A 15,732-nucleotide genomic window follows, 5' to 3' on the forward strand; every position below is an offset into this window, starting at 1 on the left:
GGGCGACAACAGGTTAACTGTAAGGTTATTTACGGGTTAATAAAGGTCTTCTTCACGCGCACCGCGCGCTTGAAGTAGGGCACAAACAGCGCCGCCGCCAGCAGCGGAAAGATCAGCTGGCGAACCGCCATCGCATCGGAAACCGGTGAAAAAGCAAATGCTTTTATCGCCAGCAGCACGCAGACCAGCAGCCAGATAATGTAGTGTTTCGGCACCAGGCTGCGGCGTTTGAAAAAGGCGATGGTCAGCCAGAGCGTATAGCACCAGAGTGCGGCGGCAAAGACAAAGGATAAGATCAACAGCAGCATCGCTTTCGACGGCTGCGCCAGCAGGGCCGAGAGCGCATGCGGCGTTAACAGGGCGGTGACGTAGAGCATTAACGCCAGCGAGGTGCTTAATAACGCGACCAGCAACCAGGCCAGAGGGGCGAGTAACCAGCCTCCGATACGTTCTGCGGGTGTTGTTGTCATGCCATTTCCTCTGTTAACACATTCAGTTGCGGCAAACATTGCCGGGCGACGAGTATAAAGCATCGCACGGCGATTACCAGCGGCCTCAGACCACGTAGCGCCATACCGAGCGTGGAACGCACCCAATGTCAAATAGCCGCCCGCCGGAGACCAGCTCAGCACGGCGGTGATCGGCAGCGCGATACATATTAATGATCTCACTGCTCTCGGTCAGGGTGTAGTTAAGGTGATCAAAGAGCTTTTCCAGGCTTTCAAGCGAACTGATTTTGCGAAATTTTAATAAATAGTCCTGCACGGTCATGTCGGAGGGTGTCCATATAATGAAGAGGCAAAAAAAGAACGACTATGCGCGCAAATAATAGACGTTATTATCCGGGCGTAAATAGCGTGAGAATAATCTGCCATTAAATTAAGCATATTCTTTTCAGATAAAAACCAGGCGCCACTAAGGCGCCGGGCGAAGAAGGTTAACGTCCTTCCTCATGACGGGCAACCCGCTTCTGGCGCGATATGGGCTATCGCAGCAATAGGGAATACCTTTATTTCTTTTGCACTACCACGCTTTGCTCAGGCGGCTGGTAATTATCAATATGGCTGGCAAACACCAACAGAATGGTTGATACGCCGAGCACAATCCAGCCCATTAATTCAACAATCCGATTGAATATTGCGGTCATATTTATACTGCTCCCTGGGATTAACATCACACGCCGGTAGTCATTAACGGGTGTTGGGCGCAGATTTAAGCAGATTTTGTGACCGGAAACCAGACCAGAATACGCTGAATTATTCATCGTAAAAATGCGTCACAACAGCGGTTGTCGGCGTCAGGCAGATAGTGTGAAATGGAGGTCCACTGAAAAGAGGCCGTGATATGAGTGATATTATTCGGGTTGGCGTGATCGGATATGGCTACGCCAGTAAAACATTTCATGCTCCGCTGATCGCTGGCACCGCCGGTATGGCGCTGGCGGCTATTTCCAGCAGTGATGAGTCAAAGGTCAAAGCCGACTGGCCGAATGTCGATGTCGTTGCCGATCCCAAACGTCTGTTTAACGATCCCAATATCGACTTAATTGTCATCCCCACGCCCAACGATACCCACTTTCCGCTGGCGAAAGCCGCACTGGAAGCGGGCAAACATGTGGTGGTTGATAAACCCTTTACCGTGACACTGTCACAGGCGCGCGAGCTGGATGCACTGGCCCGCAGCTATGGTCGCCTGTTATCGGTGTTTCACAACCGCCGCTGGGATAGCGACTTCCTGACGCTGAAAGCGCTGCTTGCCGATGGCGCACTGGGTGAAGTGGCCTATTTCGAATCCCATTTCGACCGCTTCCGCCCGCAGGTGCGTAACCGCTGGCGCGAACAGGGCGGCCCGGGGAGCGGCATCTGGTACGATTTAGCCCCGCACTTGCTCGACCAGGCGGTCAATCTGTTTGGTCTGCCGGTCTCATTAACCGTCGATCTGGCCCAGCTGCGCCCGGGCGCGCAATCCACCGACTATTTCCATGCGGTATTGACCTATCCCCAGCGCCGCGTGGTGCTGCACGGCACACTGCTGGCGGCGGCGGAATCCGCGCGTTATATCGTCCACGGCACGCGCGGCAGTTATGTGAAATATGGTCTTGATCCGCAGGAGGAGCGCTTAAAAAGCGGAGCGCGCTTACCGCAGGAGGATTGGGGCTACGACATGCGTGACGGGGTATTGACCCGCATCGACGGCGAAACGCGGAGAGAGGAGACCTGGCTGACGCTGCCGGGCAACTATCCGGCCTATTATGCGGCAATCCGTGATGCGCTGATGGGCGGCGGTGAGAATCCGGTTCCGGCCAGCCAGGCGATCCGCATTATGGAGCTGATTGAGCTTGGTATTGAGTCAGCAAAACACCGCGCAACCCTCAGCCTCACCTGAGTGAATGACTCACGGCCTGCCGTGAGCCACGCTCATCAGGCCTGCGCGACGCGTTCGCGCAGCGCCTGTTTCTCTTCGGCAGTGATAAAAGCCAACTCCAGCCCGTTAATCTGCGCCTGGCGGATCTGCTCAGCGCTCAGGCCGGCTGCCGGGGCGGCGACTTCATATTCGTGACCAATATCGATCCCCTGAACCGCCGGATCGTCCGTATTAATGCTGGCCAGAATGCCGTGATCGAGGAAAGTTTTCAGCGGATGGCGATCGAGGGAAGCCACGGTGCTGGTCTGAATGTTGGAGGTGAGGCAGGACTCAATACCAATGCGCTGTTCGGCGAGGAAGTCCATCAGCGCGGCATCTTCAATCGCTTTTACGCCGTGACCGATGCGCACGGCACCCAGTTCACGGATCGCCTGCCAGATGCTCTCCGGACCCGCGGCTTCACCAGCATGCACGGTGATCTGCCAGCCGGCATCGCGGGCGCGGGTAAAGTGGGAAAGGAACAGGCTTCCCGGAAAACCAAGCTCATCGCCCGCCAGATCGAGCGCGGTAATGCCGTCGCGATGGGCGAGCAGGGCGTCCAGCTCCTGTTCGCAGGCGGCTTCGCCGAAAGTGCGGCTCAGAATACCGATTAAGCGTGCCTGCACATTAAAATCGCGGCTTCCTTCGTGTACCCCGGCAATCACCGCTTCCACTACGCCTGCCACCGGCAGGTTGTGGGTCATCGCCATATAGCCTGGCGAGAAGCGCAGCTCAACATAGTGCAGGCCATTTCGCGCCGCATCTTCCATGTTTTCGTAAGCGACGCGTCGGCAGGCATCCAGCGAGGCCAGCACCTTTACGCCCCAGTCGAGTTTGGCGAGAAAGCTCACCAGGTCCGGTTCGTTCGAGGTGACCTGCACATGCGGGCGCAGCGCGTCGAGGGTTTGCGCGGGGAGGGGTAAATTATACTGGCGGCCAAGATCGAGGATGGTTTGGGCACGGATATTGCCGTCAAGATGACGATGGATATCGGTTAAAGGCAGTTTTAAATCAATCATGATCGCACTCATCTTTTTGTAAAAGTGCAAAGCATTATACAACACTTCGTTAACTTATTAAAAATAGTAATAAAATGAGCAGGATGGGAAAGGAGGGTATGCAAAGATGAGGAAAAAGTATGCATCTGCTGATGCCAGCGCAAGCCAGGCTGGCATCGATCACGCCCTCAGAAGAAGACGTTGAAAATCACTGTGACGATCAGCAGCCAGCAGGGGAGTGAAAAGTAGAGCGTGCCCTTTTTGTCCGGGCTACGTTTAAGCAACAGGAGCGTGATAAAGGTCACCGCCAGCACGGCGAGATAGAGGATCACCAGCAAGTGGCTCTGCAACACATTGTGCAGCGCGATGGCCAGTAGCAGGCTCGACACCAGCGCATAGAGGCGGAACGTGCGGGTAAAAAAGATCCAGCCGAGAACAAAGTAAACCAGCGACACGCCCCAGACCATCATTCACTCCCTTGATAAATTTCGCCACAGGCTAACATGAACGCAGCGCGGCAATCAGCCTTTTTACTCCCTCTTCCAGCTTCACTCGCGGGCAACCGACGTTAAGGCGAATAAACCCGCGCCCCTGAGACCCGTAGACATCGCCGCGCATAATCGCCACCTGTTGCTCCTCAATCAGCGTTTTTTGCAGCGTGTCATCATCAATCTCCAGCGCTCGCAGATCGATCCACGCGAGGTAGGTCGACTCCGGCGGCTGCCAGCGCAGTTGCGGGAAGGCGTCGTTGAGGGTTGTGGCGAGGTAAGCCAGGTTAGCGCGCAGATAGCTGCGCAGGGCTTCAAGCCACGGGGCGCCTTCACGATAGGCGGCAACATGCGCCGCCACTGCCAGCACCGCCGGGGAGGATAAGCCGTTAGCGTTTTTTAACGCGTCGAGATAGCCGTTGCGCGACGCCTTGTCGCCAAACAGCCCCCATGCGCCGGTTAGTGCCGGGGTATTGAAACTTTTAGATGCCGAGGAGAAGAGCGCCCACGGTGAGCGCGCGACATTGCACCACGGAATGTGCTGCTGCGCGCCCCAGACCATATCCATATGGATCTCGTCGCTGATCACTTTTACCTCGTGGCGCTCGCACAGCAGTGCCATCGCGGTCAGCTCTTCGTGCGTCCACACTTTGCCGGTCGGGTTATGCGGGCTGCAGAGCAGCAGAACCTTGCTTTCCGGCCGTGCCAGCACGGCTTCGAGCTGCGTCATGTCACATACCCAGCCGCCGTGATACTGGTGCAGCGGCACCGTCAGCAGCTTGCGCTGATTATGGCTTATCATCTTCGGGAAGGCGTCATAGGCGGGCGTGTGAACCACAACGGCATCGCCGGGCTGCGTCCACTGGCGGATGGTCTCGGCAATCATCCAGATAACCGACGGCCCATAGACCAGGGCGTCGCAGTCGATTCGGGTGTCGAAACGGCTGGCGAGCCAGTATTCGATAGCGCCGAGAAAGTCGTCGTTCTGCCAGCGGCTGTAGCCGAAGACCCCGTGCGCAAGGCGCTTTTGCATGGCGTCGAGAATGCATGGCGCGGTGGCGAAATCCATATCCGAGATGGTAAAGGGCAGCAGGTCGGCGCGGCCAAAACGATCGCTCACGTAGTCCCACTGGGTGCACCAGGTGCCGTGGCGATCAACCGGGGTGGAAAAATCAAAGGAAACGTCGCGCTTCATCTACTTGCCTCTGGAGTTGTTTGTACCTGCGCGGCCGTAATGAGCTGCGCCATTTCATCTTTTACCGACTGCACCTGCGGCCCAATCACCACCTGCAGGTTATGGTCGTTGACCTTCACCACGCCGAGGACGCGATGGGCTTTCAGCGCGGCAGTATCAACCTGCGCCATGCTGCCCACCGACAGGCGCAGGCGGGTAATGCAGTTATCCAGGCTCTGCACATTTTGCGCTCCGCCAAGGGCGGCAAGCAAGGCCGGGACATCATAGCCGGAGCGGCCTGTCGCTTCTGGCGTCGTGCTTTGCTCGCGCTCAACCGTCTGCGGTTCGCGGCCAGGCGTTTTCAGATCAAAACGGGTAATGGCAAAGCGGAACAGCGCGTAGTAGACGATAAACCACACCGCGGCGACCAGCGGCACCAGATACCATTTGGTCGCCAGCCCGTGCAGGACACCGAAGACGATAAAATCAATTACATTGCCGTCGGTATTACCAATCGTCACCCCAAGCACCGCCATCACGGTAAAACCCAGTCCGGTGAGGAGGGCGTGGATTAGATAGAGCGCCGGGGCGACAAAAAGAAACAGAAACTCAACGGGCTCGGTGGTGCCACCGACGACGCAGGCGATAACACCGGAAATGAGCAGCCCCTTAATCTTGTGGCGATTTTCCGGGCGCGCGCAGTGGTACATCGCCAGCGCTGCGCCGGGCAGCCCACCCAGGAACGCAGGCATTTTCCCCTGCGAGAGAAACCGCGTCGCGCTCTCAGAAAAACCGTGCGTCTGCGGGCAGCCAAGCTGGGCCTGGAAGATGGTCAGCGCGCCGCTTACCTGATGACCACACACCTCCATGGTGCCGCCCGCATCAGTAAAGCGGATCAGCGCCACCAGAATATGTTGTAAGCCGAAGGGGAGCAGCAGCCGCTCGCCGGTGCCGAAGATCATCGGCCCGAAGTCGCCCGCGCGATCGATAAGTTGCCCGAGGCCGCTAATGCCGAGCGCAAACCAGGGCCAGATAAGCGGGATCAGCAGGCCAGCAATGCCCATCACCACGCTTGTGACAATCGGGACGGAACGCGTGCCGCCAAAAAAGGCCAGCGCGTCCGGCAGGCGCAGGGTGTGAAAGCGCTCGTGCAGCCGCCAGACGATCACCCCCGCAATCACCGCGCCGAGGATGCCGGTATCAATCGACTGAATGCCGAGCACGCTCTGAATGTTATGCGCCTTGAGTACGGCTGCGTCGTTAGTCGGTAAAATACCCTGCGCGGTGAGCCAGAAGTTGACCGCCAGGTTCATCACCGCATAGCCGACAAAGCCAGAAAAGGCGGCGACGCCTTTATCTTCCCGCGCAAGGCCCAGCGGGATGGCAATACAGAACATGACCGGTAAGAAGGTGAAGGCAAATGCGCCGATTTTGCTCATCCAGATAAAGATTGCCTGCGGTAACGGATGGCCTAACAGCGGCAGCAGCGTAATTACATCACGGCTACTTAGCGAGCTGCCAATGCCCAGCATAATCCCGCAGAATGAGAGCAGCGCAACCGGCAGCATAAAGGTGCGGCCAAGCTGCTGAAAAAACTCCCACACGGAATTACCCGATCTCTTTTTTCCCGTCATAACAACTCCTCATAAAAGTAAGCGAACGGCAGGCTTCCTGACTCTGCGTATAGGGTTTTATCAGCTTTCTGCCGCTGGCGGCACCGCTAATCATCCTGACGATCTTAATTAGGAATTCAACTAGATAGAGGGGGATTTGCGAGCTGTTTTCCAGCTTTACTAAATGGATAAGAAAATTTCATATACCCGGTTGCGAAGGCCGAAAACCGCGACTATTTTTAGGGGCGAAATTAAGATCCTCCAGCCATGACGCGGAGGCCCGCTATTGGTATCTCTATTCAGGATGACTATGCAGACGACAACCACAGAAGAGCAGCTCAACGCTTATTTTGGCGCGAGTGCCGGTGATAATGAGGCTGAAAAGCAGGTTATTAGCACGATCCTTGCTAACCTGCGTTTGCAACAGCGTGACGTCACCCATAAACATCTCATCCTCGCGCTGGTTGGGCTGCTGGAAACGGAAGACGATCCCGCAACGCTGGAGATTTATCGCCGCGCCTTAGAGCGGGTAGTGCAGAAAACGCCGGACGATATGTAAAACGGCACGATTGATCAACGAAGACGCCTTCATTGAGGACGAAGGCGTTTTTTACGCCAGTCAGGCGGAGTAGGTTACCCGTTCGAGGATGAGCTGCCGGGCGGCATCAAGCACGCGCTTCTGTCTGGGGTCGGTGGTTATACTGCTCTGTGCACGCAGCACCATTACAAGGTTGCTGGGTTTCACAGGCCGTTGAGAGTGCATAAGGTAGGTAGCGGCTATGCCGATGACCTCATGGATCTCTTCAGGTTCAACTTGCACATCGTCGTTCAATGACTCTCCCTTGTTGCACTGTTGATTCTCTCTTCCAGGCTCGCCGGCCAGATCAAATCCACTGTGCATTCGTCGGAACATGCGAAGCAAGTCTGAATAGAAGGGTGAAAAGTAAGGGTCCGGTAGGGAACGCCAGACCTGATGATGAGTTGTTGCTGGAAAATCAGTGCTTGCGGGCTTTGTTATCGATGCCCGGGCCTGATAAAGGCAACCGGCTCTTTAAGCGGCTGACCTGTAAACTGCTTTTGCGCCCGCGTGAGGCCGGCTGGGTTTTATAGTGGTGAATACCGCTGATCGCACTTTGCAGCGCTTCGCGTCGCGTGCTGTCGGCTTCGCTCATCAGGGACTCTTGCAGTTGCCCAATCAGCGCATCGAAAGAGACATCATCATCTGAATCAAGCAGGGCCAGTACCGCCTCGCCCATTACCGTATCTACAAGCTTATCTGACTCATTTTTACTCATTCTGCCTCACACATTTGCTGCACCGTACAAAGGTTTCCCGGTCATGCATCTTAGTAACGTTATGCTGAACGTTATAGCGCATTCATTAAAATTATGGAAATGACGAGCCCATTTTTCTGGTGAAAATCAGCTTCAGCAGATCGCCATAGCGCGCTTCTGTTAACGGATCGTTGGCGTTATCGAGACGCGCTGCCAGTTTGATACAGAGACTCTGTCGGCTGACCTGGCCTTTTTCACGCAAAAGCTCGATCACGATTTCGCCTAACAACTCCTCTTGCGAGGGCGTGCAACCCGGCGGGAAGAACGCACTCTCATCCGGACCTTTATCCTGGAAACCTTTCACGACTGTCCTCTCTTCAACGGGCTAAATGCCAAAAGAATGATTTTGCATCAACGGACTGATTCGGTTATCAGCCTCGCGCTACAAAGCATTCAGCAGCCCCGAATTTTGCTGGCTAATAATAACTGAAAGAAATAGATAGGGAAGGGAAAAGGGGCTTACGGAGGATATATCTTCCAGGGGAAAGCAAAAAAATGCCCCTCATGTGAGGGGCGTTTTGCTTACTGCTGCGGTATTGCCGGCGGAGCGGGAGGAACCGCTTCACCCGGCACGGCTGGCTGCAGTGACGGCAGGCCAAACATGCCGACAAACTGCTCCAGCGGCATCTTCTCGCCGTTCAGCGTCACCTGGCCGTTGGCATACTGCAGGCTGGTGAGAATGGTGTTGTTCTCAAGGGTAGTGATGCGGAACATCTGGCCCATTGCCGCCAGGCCTTTCACCTGCTGGTTAGCCAGTTTCGCCGCATCCTCTTGCTGATACCCTTGCAGCTTCGCCACCTGGGTCATCAGTTCGGTCGCCATATCTACCGGAATGGAGAGCTTGCCGTCGAGAGATTTCACATTGCGATCGACCTGCTGCGCCAGCGTCTGCGGGGCGTCAGCGGTTTTTGCCGGATCTTTCAGGAACAGCGAGAGGTTAAAGGTCGATTCGCCTTTCGCATTTTTCCAGCTCAGCGGAGCAACGGTAATCACCGGCTCGCCTTTCAGCAGCAGCGGTACGACACTGAGAAACGCTTCGGTCGCTTTCTGCTGGTACAGCTCAGGATTCTGGGCGATATCAGGCTGCGCCATCAGCGCGCGGATCTGCGCATCATACTGCTGCGTGGCCTGATGCCAGGCGTTGCCATCAACCTGGCCGACTTTCAGCGTCAGTTTGCCGTTGCCGAGATCCTGGCCCTGGACTTTCAGGCTGTTGAGGGTGTAATCGACCTGGCTGTTGATATTTTTCTTATCATCCGCCACGTCCGATTTCGCCGTAAGCTCCATCCCTTCAAGAATCGCCATCTCTTTGTTTTCAATGGAGATAGCAAGTTTATCAAGGCTCATCTTCTGGCTGCCGGTGCGCTCATTAAAGGCGCTGATTTCACTGGAGCCATCGGTTTTGAAGTTATTAAAGGAGAGCTGCACTTTCTGACCAAACTCGTTAACCGTATCGACCAGGCCGCTTTGCGCTTCGCCGCTCACCGCGACCGCATTGCCCTCTTTATCAGCGCTGACGCGGAAATTACCGCCGCCGAAAGCGACTTTCTCACCCTCTTTTTCGAAATTCAGCGCGCGCAGGTTGATGTCGCTGCGGGTATCACCGGCGTAGCCAATACGCGTTTCGGCGACGAACGGCGACTCACCCTTCGCCATCTCAAACAGCGCTTTGGTGACGTCATTATTGACCAGCTGCGTATGGACGGAGGCCATTGCCGGCGTCAGGCTGAAGGATTTTAGCTGCGCCAGCGGGAAGGGGCCGTGATCGACATTTTCATGCAGAACCACGCTCTGGCCGGGCTTCAGCCACGGGCTGGTGGTGCCGGCAATCGGCTTGACCTGCAGGGTGAAGGTACTGGAGAAGAGGCTGCGTTTGTAATCCTGCGCCGAAAGCTCAACATTGGCGTCCGGCGCGCTGCGTTTGATCTGGGCATTTGCCTGGCTCACCATCTCGCCCAGACGACCTTCCAGCTGTTTCCCGGTATACCAGGCTCCGCCTGCCCAGACGACACCTAATGCAACAATAACCCCGGCGGCAACCAACGTTTTTTTCATAGCGCTTATCCCTGAAAAAGAAACCAGGCGGTGTAAACCGCCTGGACTGTCAATGAAGTTCGCTAAAGCTTAGCAATAGTTGCTTAAAACTTCAGTAACTTAGTCGATTTTATTAAACACGCGTGCCACCCGTCCGGTGCCGCTCGCGGCGACCGGCGACTCATCCGCGCCGATAAATGCCGACTCACCCGCTTTCAGCACCAGCGTTTGCTCACCTTTGCTGAGCACCGCTTCACCTTCGACACAGAAGATAATCGCCGCGCTCTGCTGCGCCAGCGGCGTTTCGTGGGTGGAGAGATCGTGCAGCGAGAAGGCGAAGTCAGCGACCGGGATCGGGAAATCGAGGGCGGCATCGTCACGAACCGGCTGCGTCAGCAGATCATCTGCCGCTTTCGGCGTGAATTTGACGTTCGCCACCAGTTCCGGGATATCAATATATTTCGGCGTCAACCCGGCGCGCAGCACGTTATCGGAGTTGGCCATCACCTCCAGCGCCACGCCCTGCAGGTAAGCGTGCGGGGTTTCCGCGAACAGGAACATCGCTTCGCCGGGGTTAAGTTTGACCACGTTAAGCAGCAGGGGTGAGAAGAGGCCGCTGTCGTCCGGGTAGAATTCGGCGATGGTGCGGATAGTGTTCCACGGCTCGCCATGCTCTTTATCAAGCACCGATTTCAGCACCGCCAGCGCGCGGGACTTCTCTTCGTTCTGCATATTGAGCAGCGCGGCAAAAAGCTCGCTCAGGCGCCCGGCACCGGGTGCCTGCAGGAAGTGGGCGATGGCGGGATGTGCACCGGCGACAGGTTGCAGCAGGGAGACGATATCAGAGAACTCGCGGAACGCGTTCATCGCCAGGAAAGGGGTGAGGGCAAAGACCAGTTCCGGCTTGTGGTTAGGATCTTTGTAGTTGCGCTCGGCGGCATCCAGCGGGATACCAGCCGCGTTCTCCTTCGCAAAGCCCAGCTCTGAGTTTTTCTTGTTCGGGTGAACCTGGATTGAGAGCGGTTGGTCAGCGCAGAGCACTTTAAACAGGAACGGCAGTTCGCCAAAGCGTTCGGCCACGGCATCGCCGAGCAGGCGGCGCTTATCGGCCTCGATTACCTCGCGCAGCGCGCGGGTTTGCCCCTGTTCGTCCTGCACTTTTGAGCTGCTCTTCGGGTGGGCACCCATCCATAACTCGGCCATTGGCAGATTATCCGGATTGGCGATGCCGTAGAGATCCGTTAACGCACTTTTACTACCCCAGGCATAGTTCTGCACGGAGTTGATGAGTTTTTGCATTATCAAGCCCTTTTTTGATTAGGAAAATTATCGCGCCATTAAAGCAACAAACCCGGCGGAAGTAATCAGTGAGGGTAAAAAGTCGTACTAGTCTCAGTTTTTGTTAAAAATTTGTGTAGGATATGGCGACTCGCTTTAACACAGGCTGAGGGATCTCCTGCCTGAACAATAACCAAATCTTGCCGTAAGTGAGAGAACAATGTCGAACAAACCCTTCTGTTATCAGGATCCTTTCCCCCTCGGAGAGGATGACACCGAATACTATCTGCTAAGCCGCGACCACGTCTCCGTTGCCCAGTTCGAGGGGCAGGATATTCTCAAAGTCGATCTGCAGGCGCTGACGCTGCTGGCACAGCATGCCTTCCATGATGCGTCGTTTCTCCTGCGCCCGGCGCATCAGCAGCAGGTTGCCGATATTTTGAGCGACCCCGAAGCGAGCGAGAACGATAAATATGTCGCACTGCAGTTCCTGCGCAACTCGGAGATCGCCGCTAAAGGCATTCTGCCGACCTGCCAGGATACCGGCACGGCGATCATCATGGGTAAAAAAGGGCAGCGCGTCTGGACCGGCGGCGGCGATGAAGCCGCACTGGCGCAGGGCGTTTACAACACCTATACCGAAGACAACCTGCGCTACTCGCAAAACGCGCCGCTGGATATGTATAAAGAGGTCAACACCGGCACCAACTTGCCTGCGCAGATCGATCTCTACAGCGTGGACGGCGAGGCGTATAAGTTCCTGTTTATCGCCAAAGGCGGCGGCTCGGCAAACAAAACTTATCTCTACCAGGAGACAAAAGCGCTGATCACCCCGGCGAAGCTGAAAAACTATCTGGTAGAAAAAATGCGCACCCTCGGCACCGCGGCTTGCCCGCCGTACCACATCGCTTTTGTCATTGGCGGGACCTCTGCGGAAGCGACGCTGAAGACCGTCAAACTGGCTTCGACCAAATATTATGACGCGCTACCAACCCAGGGTAACGAGCACGGCCAGGCGTTCCGCGACGTGCAGCTTGAGCAGGAGTTACTGCAGGAAGCACGCAACCTCGGCCTCGGCGCGCAGTTCGGCGGCAAATACTTCGCCCATGATATCCGCGTGATCCGTCTCCCGCGCCACGGCGCATCCTGCCCGGTCGGCATGGGCGTGTCGTGCTCCGCAGACCGCAATATTAAAGGCAAAATTACCCGCGACGGCATCTGGCTTGAGCGCCTCGAGCAGAATCCTGGCAAATACATCCCGGAAGCTCTGCGCCAGGCGGGCGAGGGCGAGGCGGTAAAAGTCGATCTTAACCGCCCGATGAGCGAGATCCTGGCTCAGCTGTCGCGCTATCCGGTCTCTACACGCCTGTCGCTCACCGGGACGATTATCGTCGCCCGCGACATTGCCCACGCCAAACTGAAAGAGCTAATGGACAGCGGTGAGCACCTGCCGCAGTACGTAAAAGATCACCCGATCTACTACGCCGGACCGGCGAAAACGCCGGAAGGGTACGCGTCGGGATCGCTCGGCCCAACCACCGCCGGACGTATGGACTCCTATGTCGATCAGCTGCAATCCCAGGGTGGCAGCATGATTATGCTGGCGAAGGGCAACCGCAGCAAACAGGTAACGGACGCCTGCGCGAAACATGGCGGCTTCTACCTCGGCAGCATCGGCGGCCCGGCAGCGATCCTCGCGCAGAACAGCATTAAACATCTCGAGTGCGTCGCCTACCCGGAGCTGGGTATGGAGGCTATCTGGAAAATTGAGGTAGAGGATTTCCCGGCGTTTATCCTCGTCGATGACAAAGGCAATGACTTCTTCCAGCAGATCCAGTCTGGCCAGTGCGCCAGCTGCCTGAAATAGTACCTGCCGCCCTGCGGGGCGGCTTTTTCCCCGTTTTGGCGGTTATAAAGCACGAACTTCACAACAACATTCTAAAAAGCATCAATACTTTTACCTGTTTGCAAGTGAGCCAGTCGAAAACCCTATCACTTTGTACCCAAGGAGAGAGTAATGACAACGCATCGCAGTGAGAAAGATTCGATGGGCGCGATTGACGTCCCGGCAGATAAGCTGTGGGGCGCGCAGACCCAGCGGTCGCTTGAGCATTTCCGTATCTCAACAGAGAAGATGCCGGTCTCGCTGATCCACGCCCTGGCGCTGACCAAACGCGCGGCGGCGAAAGTGAACCAGGATCTGGGGCTGCTGCCGGAAGAGAAGGCGCGCGCGATTATGGCGGCGGCCGATGAGGTGCTGGCCGGAAAACACCCTGACGAGTTTCCGCTGGCGATCTGGCAGACCGGATCGGGCACCCAAAGCAACATGAACATGAATGAGGTGCTGGCAAACCGCGCCAGCGAGATCCTCGGCGGCGAGCGCGGTATGGCGCGTAAAATTCACCCCAATGATGACGTCAACAAGAGCCAGAGCTCCAACGATGTCTTCCCGACGGCGATGCACGTCGCGGCGGTGATTGGCGTGCGCGAGCAGCTCATCCCGCAGCTTCAGGTGCTGAAAAAGACCCTCAGTGAAAAGGCCACCGCCTTTGCCGATATCGTCAAAATTGGCCGTACCCATCTGCAGGATGCAACGCCGCTGACCCTCGGCCAGGAGATCTCCGGCTGGGTGGCGATGCTGGAGCACAATCTTAAACATATTGAACAGAGCCTGCCGCATCTCGGCGAACTGGCGCTCGGCGGCACCGCGGTAGGTACCGGGCTCAACACTCATCCCGAGTATGCCGAACGGGTGGCAAAAGAGCTGGCAAGCTTTACGCAGCAGCCGTTCATTACCGCGCCGAACAAGTTTGAAGCGCTGGCGACCTGCGATGCGCTGGTGCATGCCCACGGCGCGTTAAAAGGGCTTGCCGCGTCGCTGATGAAAATCGCCAACGATGTGCGCTGGCTCGCCTCCGGCCCGCGCTGCGGCATTGGCGAAATTTCGATCCCGGAAAACGAGCCGGGGAGCTCCATCATGCCGGGCAAAGTTAACCCGACCCAGTGCGAAGCGATGACCATGCTCTGCTGCCAGGTGCTGGGCAATGACGTGGCGGTGAATATGGGCGGCGCGTCGGGTAACTTTGAGCTTAACGTCTTCCGCCCGATGGTGATCCATAACTTCCTGCAGTCGATTCGCCTGCTGGCGGATGGCATGGAGAGCTTCAATGAGCACTGTGCGGTTGGCATTGAGCCAAACCGGGAGCGAATCGATCAGCTGCTGAATGAGTCGCTGATGCTGGTGACCGCCCTCAATACCCATATTGGCTATGACAAAGCGGCGGAGATTGCCAAGAAGGCGCATAAAGAGGGGCTGACGCTGAAAGCCTCGGCGCTGGCGCTCGGCTACCTGACGGAAGCCGAGTTTGACAGCTGGGTGCGGCCGGAATCGATGGTTGGCAGCATGAAGCCTGCCTAATCCGCCACGTAGAGGTGCAGCCGGGGAATAATCGGGGTTAACGGCTGCGCCTGCGGTTTGTAGCGGTGCTGAATATTATCGGCGTTGTAGTCCAGCAGTTCGCCGACGTCCGGCACCGCGCCGCCATTCTCCTCCGATATCAGCGTGATAATCGGCGTCGGGCAGGCGTGCTGCACCTGTTTTTGCGAGCCGGCGTACCAGACGCGGGCGATAGGTTGTACCTTCACCGGGCGTTTGATCTTCAATCGCGCTTTTTGCGGCAGGGCGGCGACATCGTTGTACTCCTGCTGAACGCGCGCCAGCCACTCATCTCTGCTCCAGCCTGCCACCGCGCGCGGTGATTTCAGGCTCTTCTCCAGCTGCGCCAGCACCTCATCGCGGGTGAAATTTTTAATAATGTGCTTATTGGCCCAGCCGAAACGGATGGTCGCCGGTGCGCGCAGCAGTGTTAATGTGCGGTAGGCATTGAGGGTAATCAGCCCCGGCAGATGGCGATGCACCCACTCGAAGCGGGCAGTGGGCGCCAGCCCGGACTCAACCGTGACGATCTTTTCAAACGCCTGCTTGAGCGAATTGATGGTGTTAATGCGCGCCTCCAGCGCCTGCAACATCGCGTCACTTGCCTGATAACAGACCACGCCCGGCAGCCGCACGGCGGCTTTACTGCTGCGGTTTTCCGACTGCTGCTGAATAAAGAGGTGGGTGTAGTGGTTGAGCGCGAGGCTGGCCGCCGCTTTGCCGATATGCTGCTTCACCGCGATGGTCGGGAGCGGATCGTGCTCGGCCCCTTTGGCAATCTCCGGCAGGGTAAAGACGCGGGCGACCATCAGGCGGCACTCGCTCAGTTCAGCCTTCAGCGCCGCCAGCTCACGCTCCAGCTGGCGAAAGGTGCTGTTCAGGCGGTCAATCAGATCTAATGCGGCCATTGTGCACTCCTGTAGTTACAACATACTCATGGTTTATAGCACAGGAGCCGGGCATTAGCCACTGTG

At 56.8% G+C, this 15,732-nt stretch carries 17 protein-coding genes; 4 read left to right on the forward strand and 13 right to left on the reverse strand.

Going from position 1 to position 15,732, the window contains the following annotated elements; genetic code table 11:
• Nucleotides 1–29: 29 nt before the first annotated feature.
• From IAE50_RS02760 to blr, 3 genes are all read right to left on the reverse strand, one after another.
• A complete protein-coding gene (locus tag IAE50_RS02760) occupies nucleotides 30–470 on the reverse strand; it encodes a DUF2569 domain-containing protein (RefSeq protein ID WP_023481384.1) in 441 nt (146 codons plus the stop codon).
• 85 nt (nucleotides 471–555) lie between these two features.
• Nucleotides 556–771, reverse strand: coding sequence for a transcription modulator YdgT (ydgT, locus tag IAE50_RS02765; protein WP_023481783.1), 216 nt, complete (start codon nucleotides 769–771; stop codon nucleotides 556–558).
• A 238-nt stretch (nucleotides 772–1,009) separates the two neighbouring features.
• Nucleotides 1,010–1,147 carry a division septum protein Blr gene (gene blr, locus IAE50_RS02770; protein ID WP_023481427.1) on the reverse strand — a complete coding sequence of 46 codons (138 nt, stop codon included), beginning with the start codon at nucleotides 1,145–1,147 and terminating at the stop codon, nucleotides 1,010–1,012.
• A gap of 197 nt (nucleotides 1,148–1,344) precedes the next feature.
• Here blr and IAE50_RS02775 point away from each other — a divergent pair, with 197 nt between their 5' ends.
• A complete protein-coding gene (locus IAE50_RS02775; protein ID WP_200579494.1) occupies nucleotides 1,345–2,385 on the forward strand; it encodes an oxidoreductase in 1,041 nt (346 codons plus the stop codon).
• A 35-nt stretch (nucleotides 2,386–2,420) separates the two neighbouring features.
• Here the strand turns inward: IAE50_RS02775 and add are convergent, their stop codons facing one another.
• The 4 genes from add to malX form a co-directional block, all read right to left on the reverse strand.
• Nucleotides 2,421–3,422: an adenosine deaminase gene (add, locus tag IAE50_RS02780; protein ID WP_200579495.1), complete on the reverse strand. Its 1,002-nt coding sequence runs from the start codon at nucleotides 3,420–3,422 to the stop codon at nucleotides 2,421–2,423.
• Between the two features lie 167 nt (nucleotides 3,423–3,589).
• Nucleotides 3,590–3,871 (reverse strand): hypothetical protein, encoded by a 282-nt coding sequence (locus IAE50_RS02785; protein ID WP_225975726.1) that lies wholly within the window; start codon nucleotides 3,869–3,871, stop codon nucleotides 3,590–3,592.
• Nucleotides 3,872–3,899: 28 nt separating this feature from the next.
• Entirely contained in the window at nucleotides 3,900–5,084 is a 1,185-nt protein-coding gene (locus tag IAE50_RS02790; RefSeq protein WP_200579496.1) for a MalY/PatB family protein, read from the reverse strand.
• Complete coding sequence (malX, locus tag IAE50_RS02795) at nucleotides 5,081–6,697, reverse strand: maltose/glucose-specific PTS transporter subunit IIBC (RefSeq protein ID WP_200579497.1); 1,617 nt, start codon at nucleotides 6,695–6,697, stop codon at nucleotides 5,081–5,083. The genes IAE50_RS02790 and malX overlap by 4 nt, the downstream gene beginning before the upstream one ends.
• A 289-nt stretch (nucleotides 6,698–6,986) precedes the next feature.
• Here malX and IAE50_RS02800 point away from each other — a divergent pair, with 289 nt between their 5' ends.
• On the forward strand, nucleotides 6,987–7,235 hold the full coding sequence (locus tag IAE50_RS02800) for a biofilm development regulator YmgB/AriR family protein (RefSeq protein WP_094419993.1): 249 nt from the start codon (nucleotides 6,987–6,989) through the stop codon (nucleotides 7,233–7,235).
• 60 nt (nucleotides 7,236–7,295) lie between these two features.
• On the opposite strand, the gene IAE50_RS02805 is transcribed toward IAE50_RS02800, so the two are convergent.
• The 5 genes from IAE50_RS02805 to manA form a co-directional block, all read right to left on the reverse strand.
• A complete protein-coding gene (locus IAE50_RS02805) occupies nucleotides 7,296–7,508 on the reverse strand; it encodes a hypothetical protein (RefSeq protein WP_148285640.1) in 213 nt (70 codons plus the stop codon).
• A 163-nt stretch (nucleotides 7,509–7,671) separates the two neighbouring features.
• Complete coding sequence (locus IAE50_RS02810) at nucleotides 7,672–7,971, reverse strand: hypothetical protein (protein ID WP_148285641.1); 300 nt, start codon at nucleotides 7,969–7,971, stop codon at nucleotides 7,672–7,674.
• A gap of 91 nt (nucleotides 7,972–8,062) precedes the next feature.
• Nucleotides 8,063–8,314, reverse strand: coding sequence for a two-component-system connector protein YcgZ (locus tag IAE50_RS02815; protein WP_200133099.1), 252 nt, complete (start codon nucleotides 8,312–8,314; stop codon nucleotides 8,063–8,065).
• Nucleotides 8,315–8,532: 218 nt separating this feature from the next.
• Entirely contained in the window at nucleotides 8,533–10,065 is a 1,533-nt protein-coding gene (locus IAE50_RS02820; RefSeq protein WP_042715267.1) for a YdgA family protein, read from the reverse strand.
• 99 nt (nucleotides 10,066–10,164) lie between these two features.
• On the reverse strand, nucleotides 10,165–11,343 hold the full coding sequence (gene manA / locus IAE50_RS02825) for a mannose-6-phosphate isomerase (protein ID WP_200579498.1): 1,179 nt from the start codon (nucleotides 11,341–11,343) through the stop codon (nucleotides 10,165–10,167).
• Between the two features lie 199 nt (nucleotides 11,344–11,542).
• Here manA and fumA point away from each other — a divergent pair, with 199 nt between their 5' ends.
• Both fumA and fumC read left to right on the forward strand, forming a co-directional pair.
• A complete protein-coding gene (gene fumA, locus IAE50_RS02830) occupies nucleotides 11,543–13,189 on the forward strand; it encodes a class I fumarate hydratase FumA (RefSeq protein WP_200579499.1) in 1,647 nt (548 codons plus the stop codon).
• A 150-nt stretch (nucleotides 13,190–13,339) separates the two neighbouring features.
• Nucleotides 13,340–14,740, forward strand: coding sequence for a class II fumarate hydratase (fumC, locus tag IAE50_RS02835; protein ID WP_200579500.1), 1,401 nt, complete (start codon nucleotides 13,340–13,342; stop codon nucleotides 14,738–14,740).
• On the opposite strand, the gene tus is transcribed toward fumC, so the two are convergent.
• A complete protein-coding gene (tus, locus tag IAE50_RS02840; protein WP_094419987.1) occupies nucleotides 14,737–15,666 on the reverse strand; it encodes a DNA replication terminus site-binding protein in 930 nt (309 codons plus the stop codon). The two genes, fumC and tus, sit on opposite strands and share 4 nt — an antisense overlap.
• Nucleotides 15,667–15,732 lie beyond the last annotated feature (66 nt).

It is taken from the genome of Kosakonia sp. S42 (assembly GCF_016624785.1).
Lineage (GTDB): Bacteria > Pseudomonadota > Gammaproteobacteria > Enterobacterales > Enterobacteriaceae > Kosakonia > Kosakonia cowanii.

Bases quoted from the DNA above. Each gene is read 5' to 3' on its own strand.
- IAE50_RS02790 (WP_200579496.1), bottom strand. From the start codon at position 5,084: ATGAAGCGCGACGTTTCCTTTGATTTTTCCACCCCGGTTGATCGCCAC.
- manA (WP_200579498.1), bottom strand. From the start codon at position 11,343: ATGCAAAAACTCATCAACTCCGTGCAGAACTATGCCTGGGGTAGTAAA.
- IAE50_RS02760 (WP_023481384.1), bottom strand. From the start codon at position 470: ATGACAACAACACCCGCAGAACGTATCGGAGGCTGGTTACTCGCCCCT.
- IAE50_RS02785 (WP_225975726.1), bottom strand. From the start codon at position 3,871: ATGATGGTCTGGGGCGTGTCGCTGGTTTACTTTGTTCTCGGCTGGATC.
- malX (WP_200579497.1), bottom strand. From the start codon at position 6,697: ATGACGGGAAAAAAGAGATCGGGTAATTCCGTGTGGGAGTTTTTTCAG.
- fumA (WP_200579499.1), top strand. From the start codon at position 11,543: ATGTCGAACAAACCCTTCTGTTATCAGGATCCTTTCCCCCTCGGAGAG.
- add (WP_200579495.1), bottom strand. From the start codon at position 3,422: ATGATTGATTTAAAACTGCCTTTAACCGATATCCATCGTCATCTTGAC.
- tus (WP_094419987.1), bottom strand. From the start codon at position 15,666: ATGGCCGCATTAGATCTGATTGACCGCCTGAACAGCACCTTTCGCCAG.
- blr (WP_023481427.1), bottom strand. From the start codon at position 1,147: ATGACCGCAATATTCAATCGGATTGTTGAATTAATGGGCTGGATTGTG.
- IAE50_RS02820 (WP_042715267.1), bottom strand. From the start codon at position 10,065: ATGAAAAAAACGTTGGTTGCCGCCGGGGTTATTGTTGCATTAGGTGTC.
- IAE50_RS02800 (WP_094419993.1), top strand. From the start codon at position 6,987: ATGCAGACGACAACCACAGAAGAGCAGCTCAACGCTTATTTTGGCGCG.
- IAE50_RS02810 (WP_148285641.1), bottom strand. From the start codon at position 7,971: ATGAGTAAAAATGAGTCAGATAAGCTTGTAGATACGGTAATGGGCGAG.
- ydgT (WP_023481783.1), bottom strand. From the start codon at position 771: ATGACCGTGCAGGACTATTTATTAAAATTTCGCAAAATCAGTTCGCTT.
- IAE50_RS02775 (WP_200579494.1), top strand. From the start codon at position 1,345: ATGAGTGATATTATTCGGGTTGGCGTGATCGGATATGGCTACGCCAGT.
- fumC (WP_200579500.1), top strand. From the start codon at position 13,340: ATGACAACGCATCGCAGTGAGAAAGATTCGATGGGCGCGATTGACGTC.